The sequence below is a fragment of the Streptomyces sp. NBC_00554 genome (genome assembly GCF_041431135.1).
Lineage (GTDB): Bacteria > Actinomycetota > Actinomycetes > Streptomycetales > Streptomycetaceae > Streptomyces.
On sequence record NZ_CP107799.1, the window covers coordinates 9,235,919 to 9,258,769 of the forward strand.

Sequence of the window (22,851 nt, forward strand, 5' to 3'; positions counted from 1 at the left end):
CGCGCTGCCTGACGTGTACAGGGCGTACGCGGGCATCGGCCGCCGCGATGATCCGTTGGCCGGAAATCTGACCGCGATCACTCTCCTGGGGTGGGCCAATGGTCCAGTGATTTGGGCGCGGGTTGAGCCGTTGTACCTATGGATGCTTACCTGTGACGTATCCATGCGTAGATCGGCGCCGCGCAGCGCCGGACCGGCAACGAGGCCGGACCGGACCGCGGCGCTTCGTCGTGTCCGCGAGTTCCCGCCACCCAGGGGCGCTCGCGCTGCGGCGGAAGTTGTTGAGGGGGGCGGCGTTCCGCCGTGAAGAGGATGCTCGTGGCTCCGGATCCGGGGCGTGTCAGGCTGAGGAACTCGTGCCGTGCCGTCGTCGGCATCGGCATCGCCGTCGCCGTGGCGGAACTCGCGGGACTGTCCCTGACGGCTTCCATCACCGGGGGACTGGCGGCCCTGCTCGCTCTCTTCACGGTCGCCGACGCGACGGTGCGCGCCCAGCGGGTGACCACCGCCCTGCTCCCGGCCGCGGGATTCCCCGTACTGGCCGTGGCCACCCTCCTGCACGGTGTGCCCCTGGCCCGGGACGCCGCCTTCCTGCTGGTCGTCTTCGGCGGGGTGTACGCCCGACGCTGGGGCCCGCGTGGACATGCGCTCGGGATCTTCGCGTTCATGAACTTCTTCGTCACGCAGTTCCTGCACGCCGTCCCGGCGCAGCTGCCCGAGCTGTACGCCGCCGTGGGCCTGGCTCTCGGCGTCGCCGGCCTCGTACGTTTCGTGCTCTGGCCCCTCGAGCGCGGTGCGCCTCCGCCCGCCCCCGCGCCTCGGCCGCTGCCCGGCACCGGACTGGCTCGCCCCACCACCAGGCAGGCCTTCCAGGCCACGGCGGCCTGCGTCTTCGCCCTGGTCGCCGGACAGGCGCTGTCCCAGGAGCGCTGGTACTGGGCCGTCGGCACCGCCTGGTGGATCTTCGTCAACACGGTCTCGCGCGGCGAGACGCTCGTCCGCGGATTCCGCCGGGTGCTGGGCACGGTCGTGGGCATTGTCGTCGGCGTGCTGGTGGCCATCCCGCTGCACGGGGCGCCGGTCCCGACTGCCGCCCTGGTCGCGGTCTGTGTCTTCGGGATCTTCTACACGGCCTCGGTCTCGTACAGCTGGATGGTGCTGGCGGTGACGGTGATGGCGGGATTGCTCTACGGCCTGCTGGGAGTTCTGGACCCCGGCCTTCTCGTACTGCGCCTGGAAGAGACCGCCATCGGTGCGGTGGGAGCCACGCTCGCCGTGATTCTCGTGCTGCCGGTCACCACCCACGCCACGAACGACGCATGGATCCAGCGCGCACTGCGGTGCGTCCACGCGGCAACCGCCGAAGCCGCCGCCCGTCTCGCGGGCTCGCCGACAGCGGATCCCGCGCCGCACGCGGCCGAGCTCGAAGTGCTGCTGGCCCGTGTCCGGATGGCGCTTGCTCCTCTGGTGCATCCACTCAACCCGTTCCGCGCACGCAAGGCCCGGGCGGCCCAGGTCATCACGTTGCTGGACGGCTGCGCCCGCGAGGTGCGCGGCCTGGTGGCCGTCGCCGCGGACCCCGATGCGAGCCACGACATCCGTCTCGCGGCAGCCTGCAGCCGCGTCAAGTCGGCCGTGGAAGCCCTGACCATCAGCGAGAAGGGTCGCCGCGAGCCCACAAGGACCCTCGGCGCGCCGGCGCACCCCGCTGCCACCGAGCAGCAGCCCGCCCTCGCCCACCTGCACAGCCTGGAGCGGGCCCTCGCCGAACTCGAGGTGCCCCTGCGCAGCTCCCGGCACTCGCCCCTGGTCGGCGCCTGAACAGCGGCCGGCGAGCACCACGGCACCGCACTGCACCGTGGCAACGGCGGTCGGGCGGCACGCGGGCCGCACATGTGGGGACCCAGCGCCGTGCGACACAGCGCTTGAGGCACTGATGGGGCGCGTACGTATGGCTTCGCGCCCCTGAGGTAATCCGCCACCCCGAGGGGGCGCGCAAAACGGCCGGCGCCCCCCAGATCCTGGCCGCGCTCGGTGGATTCCGCGCGAGGTACGCGATCTGGCGACCCCGCCGCTACCCCTGACGCCCGCACAACGCGCGCCTGACGGCCGTGTGCCGCCACATCGAGGCGGAGGTGGGGAACCTGTCGGCGTCGCGCCGGAACGCGCGCAGGCGGCCCACGCAGGCGCCCCCGGCTCGCACCCTCGGCGCTCGCCAACGTCCACGCTCCGAAGCGTGCGCTCCGGCGCACTGTTCATGCCCACCGCGCGCCTCCCCGCTCCATCACGCCTGACGTCGGGACATGGACACCAAACCCCGGAATGGGGCACTTTTCCGGCCACAAAGAGGGTGGATCAGCCCACCGGCCGGGTAACTCCGCGGCTATCAGACGCACAGAGCCCGCGGACCGTGCGGGAGCGGCCTGCGGGCGGAACCCCTTGGGGGTGGCGCCATGCGGAATTTCCCGCGCGGAACCGGACACGGGGAGCGTCTCGTCGACGACGGGAACACGGGGCTCCGGGCGCCGAGGGGCGAGGAACCGGGCGGGTGGCTCGAGCGGGCTCAGGGCGGCCGTGCGGGAGAGGACACGGTCCCAGGCGGCCGTGGGCCCGAGAGCACGCATCCGGGCGGCCACAGGGGAGAAGGCACGGATACGGGCGTGCAATACGTGCAGGTCGGCGCCGAGACCTGCCCCTGGCCGACGTCCGGTCGGCCTGCTCCGCCAACAGGCCTGCGCGAGCGGCAGGTGACCAGCGGTTTCGCCGAGAGCCCCCAGAATTCCGGCGACGCCACCGGCCCACCCGCGCGGATCCCTTGCCGCCACGCGCCCGCTCCGTACGAACTCCACCGCGCCGCGAGCGAGTTCCTCACCCTCCGCCACTCCGAGGAACGCCTCGGGGACCCGGCCCGGCGGATCGCCGCCGCGCACAAGGAGATCGCGGAGACAGGGACGTACCGCCACACCACCGAGGAACTCGTCTTCGGCGCGCGCGTCGCCTGGCGCAACGCCAACCGGTGCATAGGGCGGCTCTACTGGCACTCCCTGTGCGTACGAGACCGCCGGGACGTGCGGGACACGCGGGACGTCGCCGAGGCATCGGCGGACCATCTGCGGGAGGCGACCCGCGATGGCCGGATCCGCGCGCTCATCACGGTCTTCGCGCCCGACGAGCCAGGGCGCCCGGGGCCGCGGATCTGGAACGAACAGCTCATCCGGTACGCCGGCTACGCACGCCCGGACGGCGGTGTGACCGGCGATCCGCGCAACGAGGGCCTCACCACGCTCGCCCTGCGACTCGGCTGGCCCGGCGGCCCCGGCACCCCCTTCGACGTACTGCCGTTGGTGATCCAGGGCGCCGACGACCGGCCCCGCTGGTTCGCGCTGCCGCAGGACGCGGTGCTCGAAGTGGAGCTCGGGCACCCCGAATACACCTGGTGGCGCACCCTCGGACTGCGCTGGCACGCGGTGCCCGCGCTCGCCAACATGTGCCTGGAGATCGGCGGTGTCTGCTACCCGGCCGCGCCCTTCAACGGCTGGTACATGGGCACCGAGATCGGCGCCCGCAACCTCGCCGACACCGACCGCTACGACCTCCTGCCGCACATCGCCGACCGCCTCGGCCTCGACACCCGCACCGACCGCTCCCTGTGGAAGGACCGCGCGCTCGTCGAACTCAACCGCTCCGTCCTGCACTCCTTCGACCGCGCGGGCGTCACGGTCACCGACCACCACACCGAGTCCCGGCGCTTCCTCACCCACCTCGGCCGTGAGGAGCGCAAGGGCCGCCGGGTCGGCGCGGACTGGTCCTGGATCGTGCCGCCCATCTCGGGCAGCGCCACACCCGTCTTCCACCGCACCTACGAGGCGGTGGAGCGGAGCCCCGCGTACGTCCACCACCCCGAAGCGCACGAAAGAGCCCGCGGCGCAGTCCTGGTCTAGACCGCCGATCATGGACTGCTACCGTCGCCCCGGACAACGCGGGAGCGAGAGGGGTCAGCGGTGGCAGACGGCTTCAGGCGGCAACAACGGGCGTTCATCGGCTCGTTCACGGCGGCGGGAGGACTCGGCGTCCTCACCGCGGCAGTGGACCCGGGCAGCGGCGCGCTGACCGTCCTGAGCGCGGTGGACGGCGTCCCCGACCCGTCGTACCTCGCCCTGTCGCCCGCGCGGGACATGCTGTACGCGGTCAGTGAGACGGCTGTCGGCGCGGTGGCCGCGTACCGCGTGACCGGCGACAGGCCGGAGCTGACGGGGACGCTCGTGACGGTCGGCGGCAGCGGCCCGACGCACCTGAGTGTCTTCGACGGACACGTCCTGACCGCCAACTACGGCTCCGGCAGCGTCACCGCCGTCCCCGTCCGTACCGACGGAGGGCTCGCGGGCGCCGCCTCCAGCGTGCTCCAGCACACGGGCTCGGGCCCGCACACCCCGCGCCAGCACGGCCCGCACGCCCACCAGGTGCAGCCCGACCCGAGCGGGCGATGGGCGGTCAGCGTCGACCTCGGCACGGACTCCGTGCGGGTGTGCGCGCTGGACGGCGGAAAGCTCACGCTGCACCGCGAGTTCGCGCTGCGCCCCGGCTCCGGACCCCGCCACCTGGCCTTCCACCCGCGCGGCGAACACGCGTACGTGCTCAACGAACTCGCGCCCACCGTCACCGTCTGCCGCTGGGACGCCGCCGAAGGCGCGCTGCGGCCCGTCGGGGAGACGCCGGTGCTGTCCGGTGTCCGGGGTGGCGACGCGTACCCGTCGGGCATCGTCGTGTCGCCCGACGGCCGCTTCGTCTGGACCGCCACGCGCGGCCAGGACGTCGTCTCCGTGCTCACGCCGGACACGGTGGGCGAGGGGCTGCGGCTGGTCGCCACGGTGCCCTGCGGAGGCACCTGGCCGCGCGCGCTGGCCCTCGACCCCTCGGGGCGCTTCCTGTACGCCGCCAACGAGCGCTCCGGTGACGTGACCTGGTTCGTGGTCGACCCCGACACGGGCGTACCGAGGCGGGGCGGCTCGGTCGACGCTCCCGCGGCGTCCTGCGTGGTCTTCGGCTGACCTCACCGCGGCACGCACGCGAAGGGCCCGCTCCTGCCGCAGGAGCGGGCCCTTTCGCGTTCTCTCGAGTGCCGGGCTCAGCGCACCGGCGCGCCCTGCGGCTGCTGCGGCGCGATGCCCAGCGCCGCCGTGTACTTGGCAAGGGCCAGCTTGCCGATCGCCGGGTACGGGCCGAGCGCCTCGGCGGCGGCGCAGCCCGCCTCCTTGGCCGCCGCGTCGAGCAGACCCGCGTCGAGCTCCGGACCGATCAGATACGGCGCGAGCGCCAGCTGCTGGGAGCCCGAGTTGCGCAGCTGCTCGGCGGTGGCCGCGATCGCGCCCTCCTCGTCGAGCGCCGCCGCCATCACCGGTACGGCGAGCCGCGCGGCCAGCAGCATGCCGGTGATCCCGGCCGCCTGCACGGCCTCCTCGCCACCCACAGAGGCCAGGATGATGCCGTCGGCGGCGGTCGCCACGGTGAACAGCCGGGCACGGTCGGCACGCGCCAGACCCGCCTCGGACAGGCGTACGTGCAGCCCCTCGGCGAGCAGCGGGTGCGGGCCGAGCACATCGGCCAGGTCGGCCGCGACACGGCTGTCCATGACGGCCTGGCGGATCCGGCGCAGCAGCGCGTTGTCAGGACCGGCGAGCAGGGGCACCACGACGGCCACGGGCCCGTCGGGCGCGGTCACGTCCGCACCGGCGGCGCGGGACTGCTCGAAGCGGGCGGTGCGCTCCTCGGCGGCGCGGACCAGCACGGACTGCAGCGTGGGGAACTCGGCGTCGTCCCCGTCGAGGTACCCGATCCGGGCGTCGAGACCGGGGAGCTCGGAGCGCGCGATGCTCACGACCTCCTCGGTGAGGCTGCGTATGGCCGCGCTGGGGGTGCCCGGCACCGCGAGGACGAGCGCGGGCGCGCCCTCGGGAGCCACCAGGGCTTCCGGGCGGCGGTGCCGCCCGGGCTGGCGGGGTCGCGGCATTCGTACTGGCAGGCCGGACGCGGGCCCAGTGGGGGAGCTCATGGCGCCGCATGTTACTGGTTTCTTGGGTTCCCCTGTTCGGGGAGGGTGCAGGTGAGCGGTATCCGTCCGCTTTTGTCTGATGAGTTACGTAAAGATCAGAGGTGATCAGTATGGCGGGACTGTCCCCCCGCCTCTTTGGTCACCACATGCAACATCCGCCGGTCACGGGGGAGCGTGAGCTGGTCGTTCGCCAGGTCGACCGCGATGAGCACGGCTCCGTGCAGCGGGTCACCGGCGGCCGGTACCTGCCGGGCTTGCGGTAGTTGCTCCGCCAGTGCCTCCGTCAGTGGTACGAGGAGGGCGGCGCCCATCTTGAACAGGCCGCCGGTGAGGGCGACTTGGGGCTGTCCCGAGGGCGGGCAGACAGCGGCCGCCGACTCGGCGATGTTCCGCGCGGCCGAGCGCAGGATGTCCGCCGCCACCTGGTCGCTCTCGGCGCAGGCGGCCACTTCGGGTGCGAAGGCGGCGAGCGCGGCGGGCCGGTCGGTCCGCGGATACAGCTTGCCCGGCAGGCCCGGAATCGGACCGAACATCTCCTCGGCGCGCGCCCGCAGCGCCGCCGATCCGCCACGGCGCCCGTCGAAGGCCCGGACGGCCGCGTCGAGACCGGCCCGGCCGATCCAGGCCCCGCCGCCGCAGTCACCGAGCAGATGGCCCCAGCCGTCGGCCCTCCGCCAGCTCTCCAGATCCGTGCCGACCGCGATCATGCCGGTGCCCGCGGCGACGACCACTCCCGGCCGCCGGCCGAGCGCGCCCATGTACGCGGTCACCGCGTCGGCGGCCAACGCGAGCCGTGTCACACCCAGTTCACGCTCGAGCGCGGACGGCAGCTCGGCGCGCAGCTCGTCGCCGAGCGTGGCCAGGCCCGCGGCTCCCACGGCGACCGCCCCGAGTTCACCGACCCCCGCGTCGGCCATCAGCTGCCGGGCCAGAGGCAGCAGTTGCTCCAGCAGATGACCGGCGTCGATGCCGCGCGGGCCGGTGCGCACCGGCTCCTTCGACGTCAGCGGAACCCCCTGGACCTCCCCGCGTACGGCGAGCGCCACGCGCAGCCCCGAACCCCCGGAGTCCACAGCCAGCACACCGGGCGGCGGACCCGCGCCCGTCATGGCAGGCGCCAGTCCACCGGCTCGGCTCCCTGCCCGGTCAGCAGGTCGTTGGCCCGGCTGAAGGGCCGGGAACCGAAGAAGCCGCGGTCCGCGGACATGGGGGAGGGGTGGGCGGATTCGACCGAGGGCAGTTCGCCGAGGATCGGGCGCAGATTGCGGGCGTCGCGGCCCCACAGGATCGACACCAGCGGGCGTCCGCGCCCGGCCAGCGCGCGTATCGCCTGCTCGGTGACCTCTTCCCAGCCCTTGCCGCGATGCGCCGCGGGACTGCGCGGGGCCGTGGTGAGCGCTCTGTTGAGCAGCAGCACGCCCTGCCGTGTCCAGGGCGTGAGGTCGCCGTTGGACGGCTGGGGCAGGCCCAGGTCGGTGTTGAGCTCCCGGAAGATGTTGATCAGGCTGCCCGGCAGCGGTCTCACCTCGGGCGCCACGGAGAACGACAGACCCACCGCGTGCCCCGGCGTGGGGTACGGGTCCTGCCCGACGATGAGGACGCGGACCTCGTCGAAGGGCTGCTGGAAGGCCCGTAGGACGTTCGCCCCTGCCGGTAGATAGGTGCGTCCCGCGGCGATCTCCGCGCGCAGGAAGTCGCCCATCTCGGCGATCCGTCCGGCGACGGGTTCCAGGGCTTTCGCCCAGCCCGGTTCGACGATTTCATGCAACGGTCGTGGTGCCACGGGCGTCACCCTACTGCCGTACAGGCGGCGGAGATCAACCGGTGGCCGGAGCACGACCGAGGATGACCGTTCATGGGACGAACAACGCGCCTCCTGGGCGGGGTTGTGCGCGGAACGCGAGTGAGCGTCCTGGACGTTGCGGGTGTGCTCATGGTCATGGTGGTGCGGGACCTCCGGAGTCTCAGTCGATGACCGCGGCGCGCACGCAGAGGACGTCCGGCAGATGCGAGGTCAACTGCCGCCAGCTGTCCCCGTCGTCCGCCGACGCGTACACCTCGCCGTTGCGGTTGCCGAAGTACACGCCCGCCGGGTCCGCGCCGTCCGTGCACAGGGCGTCACGCAGCACCGTGCCGTAGTGGTCCTCCGTCGGGAGGCCGGCGGTCAGCGGCTCCCAGCTCTTGCCCGCGTCGGCCGTGCGGAAGACGCGACACCTGTGCTCCGCGGGGACGCGGTCCGCGTCGGCGTTGATCGGGAAGACGTACGCCGTGTCACCGCGGTGCGGATGCGTGGCCGCGGCGAACCCGAAGGTGGAGGGCAGGCCTTCGCCGATGTCGGTCCACTGCCCGCCGGCGTCGTCGCTGCGGTACACACCCCAGTGGTTCTGCAGATACAGGCGGTCGGGAGTCACCGGGTCCTGAGCGACCTTGTGCACGCACTGGCCGAACTCCGGGTTCGGATCGGGCAGGAACACCGCGGACACACCGGAGTTGGACGGCCTCCAGCTCGCGCCGCCGTCGTCCGTGCGGAACACTCCGGCCGTGGAGACGGCGACCGTCACCGCGCGCGGGTCCCGCTTGTCGGTGAGGACGGTGTGCAGTCCCTCCCCGCCACCGCCCGGCACCCACTGCGACCGCGTCGGGTGCTCCCACAGCGGACGCACGAGCTCGAAGGACTCGCCCCGGTCCTCCGAGCGGTACAGCGCGGCCGGTTCCGTGCCCGCGTACACCACGTCCGGCTCCGCCGCGGCCGGGTGCAGCTGCCACACCCGCTCGAGCGAAGCCCCCGTGTCCTTGGGGAACTTGACGGCGGGCTGCGCCGGCTCCGCCCATGTACGGCCCAGGTCGTCGGAGTGGAAGACGGACGGGCCCCAGTGCGCGCTGTCCCCTCCGGCCAGCAGCCGCGGTGTCTCGCCCCGCGTGTCGATCGCGACCGAGTACACGGCCTGCGCGTTGAAGTACGGACTCTCGTCGAACTCCCAGGCGCCACCGCGCCTTCGACCGATGAAGAGCCCCTTGCGAGTGCCCACCGTGAGCATTACGTCGGCCATGCCGACCACCTCCGCGACGTCGTTGTCTCAGATACGGGCCAGTCTGCACCTCGGCACTGACAGTCACCTCTGGACTTCGTGTTTCCGCAGGTCAGAACGGCCTCCTCGGCGTTCGGCCAGGTTTCTCGGCGGTCCTCGCCGGGCGCGGACGGGAGGTGGGGGAGATCCTGAAACGGACGGGTCGAGGGAGCCGGCGTGAGCATCGCGGGGACCGGTCGCGTATGGGAGGGGGATGTGGCGTGTCCGTGCGGTCGTGAGGAGGATGCCGACGATGCCAGTCAAGGCGGCCTTGCGTGTTCCGAGGGTGTGGCTGTGGCGATGGCGGCGCAATCCGCTGCGGCGTCGCAGTGACGCCCTGGAAGCATGGATCGTGCTCATCGCCTGGGCGCTCACCGTGTTCGGCGGGGTGTTCATCGGCCTGGCCGCGACGCAGTCCGTGGAGCACGGTCTCGCCCAGCAACGCGCCGAGTGGCACTCCGTCCCGGCGCGGCTCACCGCGGACGCGCCGGACTCGACTCCCACGGAAAGCGACGCCGACCGGGTCTGGGCGAAGGTCAGCTGGACGGCGCCGGACGGCTCCGTACGCGCAGGTCAGGCACGGGTGTCCACCGGCACCACCGCGGGCACCCCGGTCACCGTCTGGACGGACTCCGACGGCCGCCTCGTCACCAAGCCCGCCACCGAGTCCCAGGCCCAGCTGCGGGCCTCTCTGGTGGGGGTCCTGGTCGGCATGAGCGCGTCAGTCGTGCCCTTCGTCTGCGGGCGGCTCGTGCGCGGCCGGCTGGAACGGCGGCGCATGGACCAGTGGGACGAGGAGTGGGAGCGGTTCGGGCCGCTTTGGGGGCGGAGGACCACCTGACCTGGCGGGGGAGGTAAGGGGGTGGTGAGAATCGGCGCGCTCCGGGGTGGTGGCCCGAGTGTGTCGCGGTGCAGCCGGTTCGCGCGCGGCGCGTGGGTGCGGGCGTCAGGTACGTCGACGCCTTGTGCTGCTATTTATGCAGGTCACAGCTGTGATCTCAGGTTCGATCGGGTGTTTTGCCGTAGCCGCGATGTGACCGAGCGCGGCTCGGGCGGCGCCCCCGGGGCAGATCGCGCACGCCCATTGCGTCCGACTATGTCCGCCTCCTCGCGTCTAACTTAGGCATGCCTACACTAAGCCCGCTTCTGGCCGTCCGGCCGTGAACTCGCTGCTGTGGAGAGGCCTGTGGTGTGGGACGACGCGTTTCCCAGCTTTCTGATCGGTCTGCGTGAGGGCCTGGAAGCGGGACTGATCGTCTCGGTGCTGGTCGCCACGCTCGTGCGGTCCGGCGAGCGCGCCCGGCTTCCTCATGTGTGGACCGGGGTTGCCGCCGCCATCGGGCTCTCCTTGAGCTTCGGCGCGATCCTGACCTTCACCGCGGCGAACCTGTCCGGGACCGGGCAGGAGGCGTTCGGCGGCACGCTCAGTCTGATCGCGGTCGTGTTCGTCACCGCGATGGTGTTCTGGATGCGGCGCTCGGCCCGGACCTTCGCCGGCGAGATCAAGGAGAAGGTCACCGCCGCGCTGGGCATGGGCGCGGGCGTACTCGTCGTCACCTCGTTCCTCGCCGTCGGGCGCGAGGGTCTCGAGACCGCGCTGTTCCTGTGGACCACCGCGCAGGCCGCGGGGAGTTCGTCGGGCCCCCTCACCGGTGCGGCGGCCGGTCTGCTGATCGCCGCCGCCCTGTGCTGGGGCCTGTACCGACGGGCCCTGCACATCAATCTCACGCGGTTCTTCACGATGACCGGCGCCGTGCTGATCGTCATCGCCGCGGGCGTGCTCGGGTACGGGATGCGCGACTTGCAAGAAGGCGGCGTCCTGCCGGGCGGCACGGCGTACGCCTTCGACCTGTCGGCGCACCTCGATCCCGGATCCTGGTACGTCACCGTCGTACAGGGCACGCTCAACCTCACCCCGCAGATGACCTGGCTTCAGGTCGCGGCCTACGGCGCCTACCTGGCGGTCGTGATGACACTCTTCGTACGGGGCGTACGAGGCACTGCCTCCCCGCAGCCGCAGCCGCAGCCGACGACGCAGCCCGCGCCCACGAAATCCGCACCCGCGAATCCCGCGCCCCGCATCCCCCACTGGACCCTCCCCGCCGCCCTCGTCTGCCTCCCGGCCCTCGTCGCCGGCATTGCCGTAGCGGTGAGCGACGGAAAGCCCGCCTCGGGCACGCCCGTCATCGAGGTCTCGGCGGCGGACTGCGGCAAGGGATTCACCGCGCCGAAGCCGGGCCGCCAGACCTTCCAGGTACGCAACAGCGGCAGCCGTACCTCCGAGATCTATCTCATCGACCCGGTCAGCAACGCCGTCTACGGCGAGGTCGAGGGCATCGCCCCCGGCACCACCCGCGCCCTGATCGCCACCGTCGGGACCGGTTCGTACGCCTGGCGCTGTGTTCCGAGCGGCGGGAAGGCGGTCACCTCGGCCGCCGTCACCGTCAGCGGCGGCGGCTCCACCAAGGCCGTACTGCCGGTCTCGGAGAAGGACCTCGCCGCGCCGCTGGCCGCCTACCGGAAGTACGTCGACCAGGGCCTGGCCGACCTGCTGGCCAAGACACGCACCCTGCAACGCGACATCGACGCCAAGAAGCTCGACAAGGCCCGCAGCGACTGGCTGCCCGCACACGAGCAGTACGCCTCGCTCGGTGCCGCGTACGGCACGTTCGGCGACTGGGACGCGAAGATCAACGGCCGTACGGCGGGACTCGCGGGCGGGGTCGACGACCCGGCCTTCACCGGGTTCCACCGGATCGAGTACGGCCTGTGGCACGGCGAATCGGCCGCTGTCCTCGCGCCGTACGCCAAGCGGCTCACCTCCGATGTCGCTGCCCTGCGCGAGGACTTCCCGAAGGAGGACTTCGACCCGGGCGACCTGCCGCTGCGCACCCACGAGATCCTCGAGAACACCCTGCACCGCGAGTTGAGCGGCTCCGCCGACTACGGCAGCGGCACCGAACTCGCCACCACCGAGGCCAACCTCGACGGCACCCGCGAACTGCTGAGCCTGCTCAGCCCGTTGATCGACAAGCGCGACGCCGAGCTCACCTCCGACGTCGACACCTGGATGCGGCGCACCGAGCGCCTGGTCCTCGCCCAGCACGGCAAGGACGGCAGCTGGACGCCGCTGGGCAAGTTGTCCACCGTCGACAGGCAGCGCCTCGACGGCTCCCTCGGCCAGCTGCTCGAGGAACTCGCCCCGATCCCGGACCTCCTGGAGATCCGCAAGGCCGCATGAGCAGCGCCCCGCCGGCGCCGACCGCCACCACCGCAGCACCGGGACCCATGCGCCCGCAGGAGAGGACCTCCCGATGACCAACCCGAGCCAGGACCAGGACCAAGCCGCGCTGGGCGGCTGCCCCTTCGGCCGTCGTACGTTCGCCAAGTCCGCGCTCGGCGTCGGCGCGGCCGGAGCAGCCCTCGCGGGCGCCGGCCTCGTAGGGGCGGCAATCGTTGGCGGAGCCACCCCAGCGGCGGCGGCGACCGACGGCGGCAAGGTGGCGTTCCACGGCGTCCACCAGGCCGGAATCACCACCACCGCGCCCAAGGCCGCCGCCTTCGTCTCCTTCGACGTCATCGCCGAGAACCGAGCCGAACTCACCGACCTGCTGCGCACGATCACCGGACGGGCCCGCTTCCTCGCCACCGGCGGCACCCCCGACGACCTCGGCGTCGGCGCACCGCCCTCCGACAGCGGCCTGCTCGGTCCCGACCTGCCCGCCGACGACCTCACCGTCACCGTGGGCGTCGGCGCCTCGCTCTTCGACGACCGCTATGGGCTCGCCGACCGGAAGCCGCGCCACCTCAAGCCGATGCGCACCTTCCCCAACGACAACCTGGACGCCGCCGCATGCCACGGCGACCTGTCGCTCCAGCTCTGCGCCGCCAACTCCGACACCGTGCTGCACGCCCTGCGCGACATCGCCCGCCACACCCGCGGTGCGATGCAGATCAAGTGGCGTGTCGACGGCTTCCAGAACCCGTCCCGACCCACTGGCACGCAGCGCAACTTCCTCGGCTTCAAGGACGGCATCGCCAACCCCGACACCGCCTCCGCCCGCGAGATGGACAAGCTGGTCTGGGTCACCGACACCGCGGGCGAGCCGGACTGGGCGGTCGGCGGCAGCTACCAGGTCGTCCGCGTCATCCGCATGCTGGTGGAGTTCTGGGACCGGGTCTCGCTCACCGAGCAGGAGAAGATGATCGGCCGCCGCCGCGACACCGGCGCCCCGCTCGACGGCGCACGCGAGGCGGACATCCCGCACTACACCAAGGACCCGCAGGGCCAGGCGATCCCGCTCGACGCCCACATCCGGCTGGCCAACCCCCGTACGGCGAAGACCGACACGACCCGGATCCTGCGCCGCGGCTACAACTACGACCGGGGCGTCGACAAGGCCGGCAACCTCGACATGGGGCTGGTCTTCTGCTGCTACCAGCAGGACGTGGTACGCCAATTCGAGGCGACCCAGGAGCGGTTGATCGACGAGCCGCTGGTCGACTACATCACCCCCACCGGCGGCGGCTACTTCTTCGCCCTGCCCGGAGTGCGGAACCACTCGGACTGGCTGGGCCGCACACTCCTCACGGGCTGATTTCGAGGCGAGCCGACCCGGCAGCGAACGCAGGCCCCTTAATGCATATGATGTGCAGGTGCGTGATTGCTGCATAAGAACGGCCACCGCCGACGACCTGGACAGCGCACGTGCCGTGATGCTCGACACCGTCTACCGAGACTTCGGTACGGGGTATGTCCCGCGCTGGCACGGCGACATCATCGACCCGTGGGGCGCCTATCTCGCGCCCGCGCGGCACGCGCTGCTGGTCGCGGTCGACGAGCGGGACGGCACGGTCGTCGCGACGGCCGCGCTGGACTCCCGGGGGCCGGCTCATCCCCCCAACCCCCGCCACCTCGCCGAGCGTTACCCCTCGGGCCAGACCGCCCAGCTGCGACGCGTGTACGTGCGTCCCGAACACCGGCGACGCGGGCTGGCCAGGCGTCTGGTCGGTGAGCTGCTCGACTTCGCGGCCGCGGACGGCGGCTATCGCGCGGTGTATCTGCACACGGACCCGGCTGTGCCGGGCGCGGAGGCGTTCTGGCGGTCGCTGGGCAAGGTCGTGTGGGACGAGCGTGCGGAGCGGGGGCAGGGTGACGGGATCGTCCACTTCGAGATACCCATGGCTACATGAAAAGCATTTTCATGTAGCCTGCCGGTCGTACCCACCCTCCGCCCCTGCGAAGAACGAGGATCATGCGCTCCGTCCCCCGCCGTCGGCTCGTCGCCGGACTGCTGCTCGCACCCCTTCTCTCCGGCTGTTTCGCCTCCTCCGGCGGCGAAACGTCGTCGTCGGCCTCCGCGGACGGCGCCCGCATTCGGGTCGCGCTGGCCTTCCCGCCCGCCGAAAACCTCTCCCCGTACGGCGCCGACGCCACCATCCTCAGCCGGCTCGGTGTGACGGAGGGGCTGACCGCGCTGGACGCGAACGGCACCGCGATACCGGCGCTCGCGGAGTCCTGGACCCGTGAGAACGACCGCAGTTGGCTGTTCACCCTGCGCGAGGCGGCCTTCCAGGACGGCACCGCCGTCACCCCGTCCGCCGTCGCCGCCGCGCTCACCCACGCCGCCGAGGCGAAGGTCGTACCGGCCGCGCTGACCGGGGTCGAACTGACCGCGAAGGCCGCGGGCGACGACCGGATCCGGGTCACCACGGCCGACCCCGACCCCGTACTGCCGCTGCGGCTGGCCGGCCCCGGCCTGGCCGTACTGTCCACCAAGGCGTACGCGAAGCAGGGCGCCGTCAGTCCGGTCGGCACTGCCACAGGCCCCTTCGAACTCACCGCGGCCACCGGCACCACCACCGCCACCCTCGACCGCTTCGACGACTACTGGGGAGGCCGCGCCCAGGCCTCCGGCATCGACGCGAAGTTCATAGCCGACGGCACGGCACGTACGAACGCCCTGCGCACCGGCGAAGTGGACCTCGCCGAGGCGGTCCCGGTCTCCCAGGCCGCCACCCTCGACCAGGGCACCGCCCGCGAGACGGCCACGACCCGCACCACCAGCCTTTACCTCAACGCGGAGTCCGGCCCGTTCAAGGACGCGCGGGTACGGGCCGCCGCGCGTGCGGCGGTCGACACCTCGGTGCTCGCCGAGGGCGTCTACGAAGGGCACGCCGACCCCGGCGCCGGTATCTTCGGCCCGGCCGTGACCTGGGCCGAGGGCAAGCGCGTCACACCGGCCGACCGTACGAAGGCAGCGGATCCCGACGGTACTTCGGTGACCCTCGCCACCTACGACAACCGGCCCGAACTGCCCGAGGCCGCCCAGGTGCTCAAGCAGCAGCTGGAGAAGGCCGGCTTCAAGGTGAAGCTGGAGGTGCGCGAGTACGCACGCCTCGAAAGCGACGTCCTGGCCGGGAAGTTCGACGCGTTCGTCTCCGCCCGCAACACCATGCTCGACACCGGCGACCCCGTCTCGATCCTCGCGAGCGACTACACCTGCGACGGCGGCTACAACCTCGCGCTGCTCTGCGACAAGCAGGTCGACAAGGCCCTCGACCTGGCCGCGAGCGCGAGCGACACCGAGAAGCGACAGGACGCAGCGATGGCGGCGGAGGCCGAGATCCTCGGCACCGACGCGGTCGTCCCGCTCGTCCACCAGCGCGTCATCACCGGCGTCGCCCCCTCCGTACGGGGCGTGCTCCTCGACCCGTACGAGCGCCGCCTGGTCGGCACGGGCACCCGCGCCTGACGACATCGTGCGGATACGGAAGACACTGCTCGGCGGTGGCCCGGTGCTGCTCTGGCGCACCGCCCTCACCGCACTCCTGCTGTGCGGAATCGGCCTGCTGCCCTGGCTGTCGCGCACCGACCCGGCGCTCACCGTGCTCAAGGCAAGGTCGGCGGAACGCACACCGACCCCTGAGGTGCTGGCGGCCGTACGGGACGAACTCGGCCTGGACGCCGGGCCGTTGCGGCTGCTCGGGCAGTGGCTGGGCGGACTGCCGCACGGTGACGCGGGCCGTTCGTGGATCTCCGGCACCGAGGTCCTGCCCGGTGTCGGACAGGCGCTGGGCGTCTCGCTGCTGCTGATGGCAGGGGCGCTCGCGGTCGCGGCCGTCACCGCGGGCGCGTTGTGCGCCCGTACGCTGTGGCGCGGATCGAGGGGCGGCCTCGCCGGACGCCGGTCCGGTGGCAGTGGCGCGGCGCTGCTGGCCGCGCTGCCCGAGTTCCTGACCGCGTCGGTGCTGGCCACCGTGGTGGGCGTGCAACTCGGCTGGCTGCCCGCCCTCGGCTGGTACGGGCCGCGGTGGATGGTGCTGCCCGCACTCTCACTCGGCCTGCCCGCCGGGGCGGTGCTCGGACGCCTTCTCGCCGACCTGCTGCCCGGCGCCTTCGCCGAACCCTGGGCGCTGGCCGCCGCCGCGCGGGGGGTGGGCGGCCGGAGCATCGCGCGCCAGTCGCTGCGCCGCTGCGTGCCGGGTCTGCTCCCGAACCTGGGGCTGTTCGTGGTCGGTCTGACCGGCGGCGCGGTCGCCGTGGAGCAGATCTTCGACATCCCCGGACTCGGCCGGACCACCCTCCAGGCCGCCCTCGCCCAGGATCTGCCCGTCCTCCAGGCCGGAACCCTGGCGCTCGTCCTGCTCGCCGCCACCGCCGGACTGCTCGTCCGTCTCGGCGCCCGGCTCCTGATCGGGCCCGCACTGCGGGACGGCGCCCTTCCCTCGCTCCACGGCGCGGTACCGAACAGGCCCACGCCCACGCGAAGGCCTCTCCTCTACGCCGCCAGTCTGCTCGGCGTGATCGGACTCGGTCTGCCCCGCGACCCGCTCGCCCTGGACACCGCGGCCCGCCTCCAACCCCCGTCCTGGACACACCCGTTCGGCACCGACGCCCTGGGCCGCGACATCCTCGCCCGCGTCTCCCACGGCGCACTCGACACCCTCGCGCTCGCCCTCGCCATCAGCGCAGCCGCCCTGCTGACCGGCGTACTGCTCGGCCTGCTGCCCCGCTTCTCCGGCCCGCTCGTCGACACCGTCAACGCCCTGCCGTCCGTCCTCGTCGCGCTCCTCGTCACGGCGGTCGCCGGAAGCGGCCCGGCGACGCCCGCACTGGCCGTGGCCACCGTCGCCTGGGCCCCGCTGGCAGCCCACACCTCAGCCCTGCTCCGCCAGGAGCGCGCCACCACACACCTGCTCGCCACCCGTGCGCTGGGCGCCGGCCCACTCCAGCTCCTCCGCCACGAACTCCTCCCCGCCGTCCTGCCGTCCGTGACCCGCCATGCCCTGCTCCGCCTTCCCGGCGTCGCTCTGGCCCTCGCCGCCCTGGGCTTCCTCGGCCTGGGCGCCCAACCCCCGTCCCCGGAGTGGGGTTTGCTCCTCGCCGAGAACCAGCCGTACGCCGAACGCGCCCCCTGGGCGGTCCTGGCCCCGGCCGCCGCACTCGCCCTGCTGGGCGCGCTGGCGGTGACGGCGGCGGACGGCGTGCCACGGCGGCGCGAGCGGGCCAACTCGCTTTCCTAGCACCGGTTCCGCGCCGCCTCTCGGCCGACGGATCAGACAGAGCGGTGGTACTGGTCCGGCACATGCACCTCGGCCCCGAGTTCGCGGGCCGCGAGACGGGCGAAGGACGGATTGCGGAGCAGCTCGCGGCCCAACAGCACAGCGTCCGCCTCGTCGTTGGCGAGAATCTTCTCGGCCTGCTCGGCGTCGGTGATGAGCCCGACGGCGGCCACGGACAGCGGCGTTTCGGCCTTCACCCGGGCGGCGAACGGGACTTGGTAGCCGGGCCCGACCGGGATGCGTGCGCCGGAGGCGTTGCCGCCCGTCGAGACGTCCAGCAGGTCCACGCCGTGCTCCTTGAGCTGTGCGGCGAAGCGGACCGTGTCGTCCGCGGTCCAGCCGTCCTCCTCCAGCCAGTCGGTGGCGGAGATACGGAAGAAGAGCGGCTTGTCCTCGGGCCACACCTCGCGTACGGCGTCGACGACTTCGAGGGACAGGCGGGTGCGGTTCTCGTACGAGCCGCCGTAGGCGTCGGTGCGGTGGTTGGAGTGCGGGGAGAGGAACTCGTTGAGGAGGTAGCCGTGGGCGCCATGGATCTCGGCGATCTCGAAACCGGCGTCCAGCGCGCGCCGGGCCGCGTCGGTGAACTGCCCGACGATCTCCCGGATTTCGGCGACGGTCAGCTCGGTCGGCACCGGGTGGCCTGCGGCGAAGGGAAGCGGGCTCGGGCCGAGCGGCTGCCAGCCGTACGCGTCCGGGCCGACCGGCGCGCCGCCCTTCCAGGGGCGCTCGGTCGATGCCTTGCGGCCGGCGTGGGCGAGCTGGATCGCCGGGACGGTGCCGTGGCTGGTCAGGAAGCGGGTGATGCGGCGGAACGCCTCGACCTGGGTGTCGTTCCAGATGCCGAGGTCGTACGGGCTGATGCGGCCCTCGGGGGAGACGGCGGTGGCCTCGACGATGATCAGGCCGGTCCCGCCGGCGGCGCGGGCCGCGTAGTGAGCGAAGTGCCAGTCGTTCGGGGCGCCCGTCGACGGCCCCTCCGGTGCGGCCGAGTACTGGCACATCGGTGGCATCCACACCCGGTTGGGGATGGTGACATCGCGCAGGGTGAAGGGCTGGAAGAGCGCGCTCACGGCGGACTCCATTCGTCGCGGGGCCGGTGTACGCCTCGTACGATAGGCATCGTAGTACGGTGGATGTCAAACTACGAGAGGTCTCGTACAATGAGGGTCCCCGACGATGTGGAGTCGCCGTGACCACCGCTGCCCCTGCCCCCAGCAGTCGCGACCTGCCGCACCCCGCGAGCGAGGAGATCCGGCTGGAGTCGGTGCTGCACGCGCTCTCCGACCCCATGCGGCTCCAGGTCGTGCGAGAGCTCGCCGCCGACGGCGACGAGCTCTCCTGTTCGCACTTCGATCTGCCCGTCACCAAGTCCACGACGACGCACCACTTCCGGGTGCTCCGCGAGAGCGGGGTGATCCGGCAGGTCTACCGCGGCACGGCCAAGATGAACGGCCTGCGCCGGGACGACCTGGACGACCTCTTCCCCGGACTCCTGGACAGCGTCCTGGCCGCGGCCACTCGGCAGGTCGACCGGTCGGCCGGAGGCTAGGCTCCGGCCGAAGCGGCCTCGGGCTCGGCGGCGGTCTTGGGTGAACCAGCCTTGTTCGGCAGGTGGTTGAAGAGCAGGTTGAGGGCGATCGCCGTCAGGCACCCCGCGCTGATCCCGCTGTTCATCACCGTCTGGAACCAGTCCGGGAACTTCTCGTACACCGTCGGCACCCCGACCGGGAGCATGCCGATCGCCACCGAGACGGCCACCACGGTCAGGTTGTGGTTGTCCTTGAAGTCCACCTGGGCCAGCGTCCGCAGACCGCTCGCGGCGACCGTCCCGAACATCACCAGACCCGCGCCGCCAAGGACCGGCGCCGGTATGGCGGCGACCACCGCGCCCAGCTTGGGCAGCAGGCCGAGCAGCACGAGGATGCCGCCCGCGGCGGCGACGACCCAGCGGCTGCGGACCCGGGTCATGCCGACGAGGCCCACGTTCTGCGCGTACGCCGTGTAGGGGAAGGTGTTGAACACCCCGCCGAGGACGGTCGAGAGGCCGTCGGCGCGCAGACCGTCGGCGAGCGAGCGCGGCTCGATCTTCCGGTCGGTCATCTCGCCGACCGCGATGAGGTCACCCGTGGTCTCGGTCATCGTCACCAGCGCCACGACCAGCATCGAAATGATCGCCGAGGCGTGGAAGGTGGGCGCCCCGAAGTGGAACGGCGTGCTGATCCCGACCCAGTCGGAGTCCCCGACCCCACCGAAGTCCGTGAACCCGAACGGCACCGCGACCGCGAGACCCACCGCGATACCGATCAGCACCGCGATCCGGCTCAGGAAGGCCGGCGCGAACCGCTGCACACCCAACACCACGGCCAGTACGAAGCCCGCGAGCGCCAGGTTCTTCGGCTCGCCGAAGTCCGCCGAACCCACGCCCCCGGCCGCCCAGTTGCCCGCGACCGGAAGCAGCGAGATCCCGATGATCAGGATCACCGTGCCCGTGACGAGCGGCGGGAAGAAGCGGAGCAGCCTCCCGAACACCGGTGCCAGCAACACGATCGCGAGGCCCGCGACGATCACCGACCCGTAGATCGCGGGCAGTCCACCACCGGTCGTCCCGATGAGCACCATCGGCGAGACCGCCGCGAAGGTACAGCCCTGCATGATCGGCAGCCGCACCCCGAAGCGCCAGAAACCCACGCACTGGATCAGTGTCGCGATCCCGCACACCAGGAGATCCGCGGTGATCAGATACGCCATGTCGGCGGGCGACAGCTTCATGGCCCCGCCCACGATCAGCGGAACCGCCACCGCCCCCGCGTACATCGCGAGCACGTGCTGGAGCCCGAAGGCGGCCAACTGGCGTACGGGTGGGACCTCGTCGACGGGATGCACGGGTGCGGTGGTTGCCATGGGCACTCCAGGAGCGGGCGGGGACGCGGGGGGCAGCACCAGACCGTAGGCGACTTGAACAGTTTGTTGATTTCTGGCTTGTTGCCGATGTGTGTCATACCCACGGACTTGCCGCCGACTCTGCTACGACCCCCCTGCGACCCCGCTAGGACCTGGCCGTCCGTGCCGCGGCGAGCAGTGATGTCCAGTCCGGCAGCTTGACCACACCCCGCCCGAGCGAGGCCCCGAGCTCCGCCTCGGCCCGCTCGATCGCCTGCCATCCGGCCCACTCGACCGGCGTCAGCCCCGCCGCCCGCAGCGCCACGAGCGGATCCTCGGGCAGTTCCCGCCGTACGAGCACGTCGGCGTCCTCGAGCAGCGAGGTCACCGTCTCCTTGGCGCACGGCCGGTTGGTGCCGATGACGCCGGTCGGGCCGCGCTTGATCCAGCCCGCCACGTACTCGCCCGGCGCGATCGTGCCGTCCCGCACGACCCGCCCCGCGAGATGCGGCACCGTGCCGTGCTCCGCGTCGAACGGCAGCCCGTCCAGCGGCACTCCGCGATAGCCCACCGAGCGCAGCACCAACTGCGCATCGATGTCCTCGTACCGCCCCGTGCCCGTGACGCCGCCATGGCCGTCCGGCACTGTCCGCTCGAAGCGCACCGCTCCCACTCGCCTGCCGTCGCCTTCTCCGCCGTCGCTCCCACCGTCGGCGAGCAGTTCGACGGGGCGCAGGAAGAAGCGCAGCCGGATCCTGCGCGCGGCGCCGCGCGGCGGCGTGGCGGCCCAGCCCCGCAGCACCTCCACGTTCCGGCGGTTGGCGGCCGGCAGCCCGGAGGGTTCGTTGTACCCCGGATCGAGCTCCAACTCCCGGGGATCCACGATCACTTCGGTGTCCGGCAGGGCGCCGAGCTCGCGCAGTTCCTTCGTGGTGAAGCGGGCCTGGGACGGTCCGCGCCGCCCCACCATGCTGATCTCCGTCACCTCGCTCGCGGCCAGCGCGGTGAGCGCCGCCTGCGGCATGTCGGTGGGGCTCAGCTCGGCCGTGCCGCGGGCCAGGATCCGGGTCACGTCGACGGCCACGTTCCCGACGCCGATGACCACGGCCGACCGTGCGCCGAGCACGAATCCGTCGGCCACGGAGTCGGGGTGCGCGCTGTACCAGGACACGAACTCGGTCGCCGACCAGCTGCCCGCCAGTTCCTCGCCCGGTACCCCGAGGTGGCGGTCGGTGGCGGCGCCCACGCAGTAGACGACCGCGTGGTACAGCTCGCGCAGCCGGGCGGCCGGCAGCCCGTCCGGGCCGATCCGCACGCCGCCCAGGAACCGCACCCGCTCGTCCTCCAGGACCGCCCGCAGGTTGTTCTGGAGGGACTTGATCTTCTCGTGGTCGGGTGCCACGCCGTAGCGCACCAGGCCGTACGGGCAGGGCAGCCGGTCCAGTACGTCAACCCGCACCTCGGGCACCTGGCTCTGCTGGACGAGGCCCTGGGCGGTGTAGACCCCGCTGGGACCCGAGCCGACGACGGCGACACGCAGCACGCGGAACTCCTTATCCGAAACCTGAACAGTCCGAGGAGATCGCTGATGACTCCAGGATCGCACCACCCGTGCTCCGCTGACAGGGTCGGCGCGCGGCTCACGCGTGCGTGTCCGTTCGTATGGAATGTGATCATGCGGTTACGTTCCGTATGTGCTAGAAGCATCCTCCCTTAATCCGTCCGATCGCCTCAACCTCTCCGACCGCTGCCGTTCGGACGGTGCCGTGTCCGTGTGGCCCGCGTGGGAAGTGCGTGAGCACGCGGGTGTCACGTCCTGGTTCAACGTCCGGCTGGCCTTCGCGGACGGCGCCCAGGTCGACGTACTCGCCGTGGTGGCTGAGGGCGACGTCTCGATCGAGGACGTACGGGCCCAGCCGCCGCTGTCCCTCGGTGACCTCGACCTGCTCGCCGAGTGGATCGAGGAACCGCTCTTCGAGGCGTGCGGCGCGCGGACCGCGCCCTCGCACGAACCGTCGTGCGAGGAGGGGCCGTCGCGCCGTGCCCGGGCGGCGTGGCCGCGCGGCATCGAGGGCCGCCGGCTCGTCGCCGAGGAGTACCTCGCGGCCCAGGGCGAAGGCCGCGACCCGGTGCTCGCGGTGATGTGCGCGACCGGGCACAGCCGCCGCAGGTCGCTCAAACTGATCGCCGGGGCGCGCGACGCCGGTTTCCTGACACCTCGTCACGCGCGCCGCTAGGCGGAGCGGCGAGCGGCCGGGGTGGTTGGGCGGTAGTCGGATCCGGCAG

General features: G+C 72.2%; 18 protein-coding genes. 11 read left to right on the plus strand and 7 right to left on the minus strand.

Features of this window, described 5'->3' with window-relative positions; all coding sequences use genetic code 11:
• Positions 1 to 312: 312 nt before the first annotated feature.
• The 3 genes from OG266_RS40985 to OG266_RS40995 all read left to right on the plus strand — a co-directional run bounded on the left by OG266_RS40985 (position 313) and on the right by OG266_RS40995 (position 5,048).
• Positions 313 to 1,821: an FUSC family protein gene (locus OG266_RS40985; RefSeq protein ID WP_371553137.1), complete on the plus strand. Its 1,509-nt coding sequence runs from the start codon at positions 313 to 315 to the stop codon at positions 1,819 to 1,821.
• A gap of 989 nt (positions 1,822 to 2,810) precedes the next feature.
• The gene (locus tag OG266_RS40990; protein ID WP_371553139.1) at positions 2,811 to 3,941 is read left to right on the plus strand and encodes a nitric oxide synthase oxygenase; all 1,131 of its coding nucleotides are present in this window, start codon (positions 2,811 to 2,813) and stop codon (positions 3,939 to 3,941) included.
• Between the two features lie 60 nt (positions 3,942 to 4,001).
• Complete coding sequence (locus OG266_RS40995) at positions 4,002 to 5,048, plus strand: lactonase family protein (RefSeq protein WP_371551991.1); 1,047 nt, start codon at positions 4,002 to 4,004, stop codon at positions 5,046 to 5,048.
• A 77-nt stretch (positions 5,049 to 5,125) separates the two neighbouring features.
• On the opposite strand, the gene OG266_RS41000 is transcribed toward OG266_RS40995, so the two are convergent.
• The 4 genes from OG266_RS41000 to OG266_RS41015 all read right to left on the minus strand — a co-directional run bounded on the left by OG266_RS41000 (position 5,126) and on the right by OG266_RS41015 (position 9,099).
• Positions 5,126 to 6,049 (minus strand): sirohydrochlorin chelatase, encoded by a 924-nt coding sequence (locus OG266_RS41000; RefSeq protein ID WP_266469464.1) that lies wholly within the window; start codon positions 6,047 to 6,049, stop codon positions 5,126 to 5,128.
• Positions 6,050 to 6,144: 95 nt separating this feature from the next.
• Positions 6,145 to 7,158, minus strand: coding sequence for an N-acetylglucosamine kinase (locus OG266_RS41005; protein WP_371551992.1), 1,014 nt, complete (start codon positions 7,156 to 7,158; stop codon positions 6,145 to 6,147).
• Entirely contained in the window at positions 7,155 to 7,832 is a 678-nt protein-coding gene (locus OG266_RS41010; protein WP_266469466.1) for a uracil-DNA glycosylase, read from the minus strand. The genes OG266_RS41005 and OG266_RS41010 overlap by 4 nt, the downstream gene beginning before the upstream one ends.
• Positions 7,833 to 8,013: 181 nt before the next feature.
• Positions 8,014 to 9,099: a WD40/YVTN/BNR-like repeat-containing protein gene (locus tag OG266_RS41015; RefSeq protein WP_371551993.1), complete on the minus strand. Its 1,086-nt coding sequence runs from the start codon at positions 9,097 to 9,099 to the stop codon at positions 8,014 to 8,016.
• A gap of 271 nt (positions 9,100 to 9,370) precedes the next feature.
• On the opposite strand from OG266_RS41015, the gene OG266_RS41020 reads away from it, so the two are divergent.
• From OG266_RS41020 to OG266_RS41045, 6 genes are all read left to right on the plus strand, one after another.
• Positions 9,371 to 9,958 carry a hypothetical protein gene (locus OG266_RS41020; protein ID WP_371551994.1) on the plus strand — a complete coding sequence of 196 codons (588 nt, stop codon included), beginning with the start codon at positions 9,371 to 9,373 and terminating at the stop codon, positions 9,956 to 9,958.
• Positions 9,959 to 10,306: 348 nt separating this feature from the next.
• Positions 10,307 to 12,358 carry an iron uptake transporter permease EfeU gene (efeU, locus tag OG266_RS41025; protein WP_371553141.1) on the plus strand — a complete coding sequence of 684 codons (2,052 nt, stop codon included), beginning with the start codon at positions 10,307 to 10,309 and terminating at the stop codon, positions 12,356 to 12,358.
• A 73-nt stretch (positions 12,359 to 12,431) separates the two neighbouring features.
• A complete protein-coding gene (gene efeB / locus OG266_RS41030; protein WP_371551995.1) occupies positions 12,432 to 13,715 on the plus strand; it encodes an iron uptake transporter deferrochelatase/peroxidase subunit in 1,284 nt (427 codons plus the stop codon).
• A gap of 58 nt (positions 13,716 to 13,773) precedes the next feature.
• Positions 13,774 to 14,310 carry an N-acetyltransferase family protein gene (locus tag OG266_RS41035; protein ID WP_371551996.1) on the plus strand — a complete coding sequence of 179 codons (537 nt, stop codon included), beginning with the start codon at positions 13,774 to 13,776 and terminating at the stop codon, positions 14,308 to 14,310.
• Positions 14,311 to 14,372: 62 nt separating this feature from the next.
• A complete protein-coding gene (locus tag OG266_RS41040; protein WP_371551997.1) occupies positions 14,373 to 15,872 on the plus strand; it encodes an ABC transporter substrate-binding protein in 1,500 nt (499 codons plus the stop codon).
• 13 nt (positions 15,873 to 15,885) lie between these two features.
• Positions 15,886 to 17,643, plus strand: a complete 1,758-nt coding sequence (locus OG266_RS41045; protein WP_371553143.1) for an ABC transporter permease subunit — start codon at positions 15,886 to 15,888, stop codon at positions 17,641 to 17,643.
• 32 nt (positions 17,644 to 17,675) lie between these two features.
• On the opposite strand, the gene OG266_RS41050 is transcribed toward OG266_RS41045, so the two are convergent.
• The gene (locus OG266_RS41050; protein WP_371551998.1) at positions 17,676 to 18,755 is read right to left on the minus strand and encodes an NADH:flavin oxidoreductase/NADH oxidase; all 1,080 of its coding nucleotides are present in this window, start codon (positions 18,753 to 18,755) and stop codon (positions 17,676 to 17,678) included.
• Positions 18,756 to 18,874: 119 nt separating this feature from the next.
• Between OG266_RS41050 and OG266_RS41055 the strand changes: the two genes are divergently transcribed.
• Complete coding sequence (locus tag OG266_RS41055) at positions 18,875 to 19,234, plus strand: ArsR/SmtB family transcription factor (protein ID WP_371551999.1); 360 nt, start codon at positions 18,875 to 18,877, stop codon at positions 19,232 to 19,234.
• Here the strand turns inward: OG266_RS41055 and OG266_RS41060 are convergent.
• Both OG266_RS41060 and OG266_RS41065 read right to left on the minus strand, forming a co-directional pair.
• Entirely contained in the window at positions 19,231 to 20,586 is a 1,356-nt protein-coding gene (locus OG266_RS41060; RefSeq protein WP_371552000.1) for a nucleobase:cation symporter-2 family protein, read from the minus strand. The genes OG266_RS41055 and OG266_RS41060 overlap by 4 nt on opposite strands.
• Positions 20,587 to 20,731: 145 nt before the next feature.
• The gene (locus tag OG266_RS41065; RefSeq protein WP_371552001.1) at positions 20,732 to 22,108 is read right to left on the minus strand and encodes an FAD-dependent oxidoreductase; all 1,377 of its coding nucleotides are present in this window, start codon (positions 22,106 to 22,108) and stop codon (positions 20,732 to 20,734) included.
• 223 nt (positions 22,109 to 22,331) lie between these two features.
• Between OG266_RS41065 and OG266_RS41070 the strand changes: the two genes are divergently transcribed.
• The gene (locus tag OG266_RS41070; protein WP_266470960.1) at positions 22,332 to 22,802 is read left to right on the plus strand and encodes a DUF6214 family protein; all 471 of its coding nucleotides are present in this window, start codon (positions 22,332 to 22,334) and stop codon (positions 22,800 to 22,802) included.
• Positions 22,803 to 22,851: the final 49 nt, after the last annotated feature.

Bases quoted from the DNA above. Each gene is read 5' to 3' on its own strand.
- OG266_RS40985 (WP_371553137.1), top strand. From the start codon at position 313: ATGCTCGTGGCTCCGGATCCGGGGCGTGTCAGGCTGAGGAACTCGTGC.
- OG266_RS41000 (WP_266469464.1), bottom strand. From the start codon at position 6,049: ATGAGCTCCCCCACTGGGCCCGCGTCCGGCCTGCCAGTACGAATGCCG.
- OG266_RS41005 (WP_371551992.1), bottom strand. From the start codon at position 7,158: ATGACGGGCGCGGGTCCGCCGCCCGGTGTGCTGGCTGTGGACTCCGGG.
- OG266_RS41015 (WP_371551993.1), bottom strand. From the start codon at position 9,099: ATGGCCGACGTAATGCTCACGGTGGGCACTCGCAAGGGGCTCTTCATC.
- OG266_RS41020 (WP_371551994.1), top strand. From the start codon at position 9,371: ATGCCAGTCAAGGCGGCCTTGCGTGTTCCGAGGGTGTGGCTGTGGCGA.
- efeB (WP_371551995.1), top strand. From the start codon at position 12,432: ATGACCAACCCGAGCCAGGACCAGGACCAAGCCGCGCTGGGCGGCTGC.
- OG266_RS41040 (WP_371551997.1), top strand. From the start codon at position 14,373: ATGCGCTCCGTCCCCCGCCGTCGGCTCGTCGCCGGACTGCTGCTCGCA.
- OG266_RS41060 (WP_371552000.1), bottom strand. From the start codon at position 20,586: ATGGCAACCACCGCACCCGTGCATCCCGTCGACGAGGTCCCACCCGTA.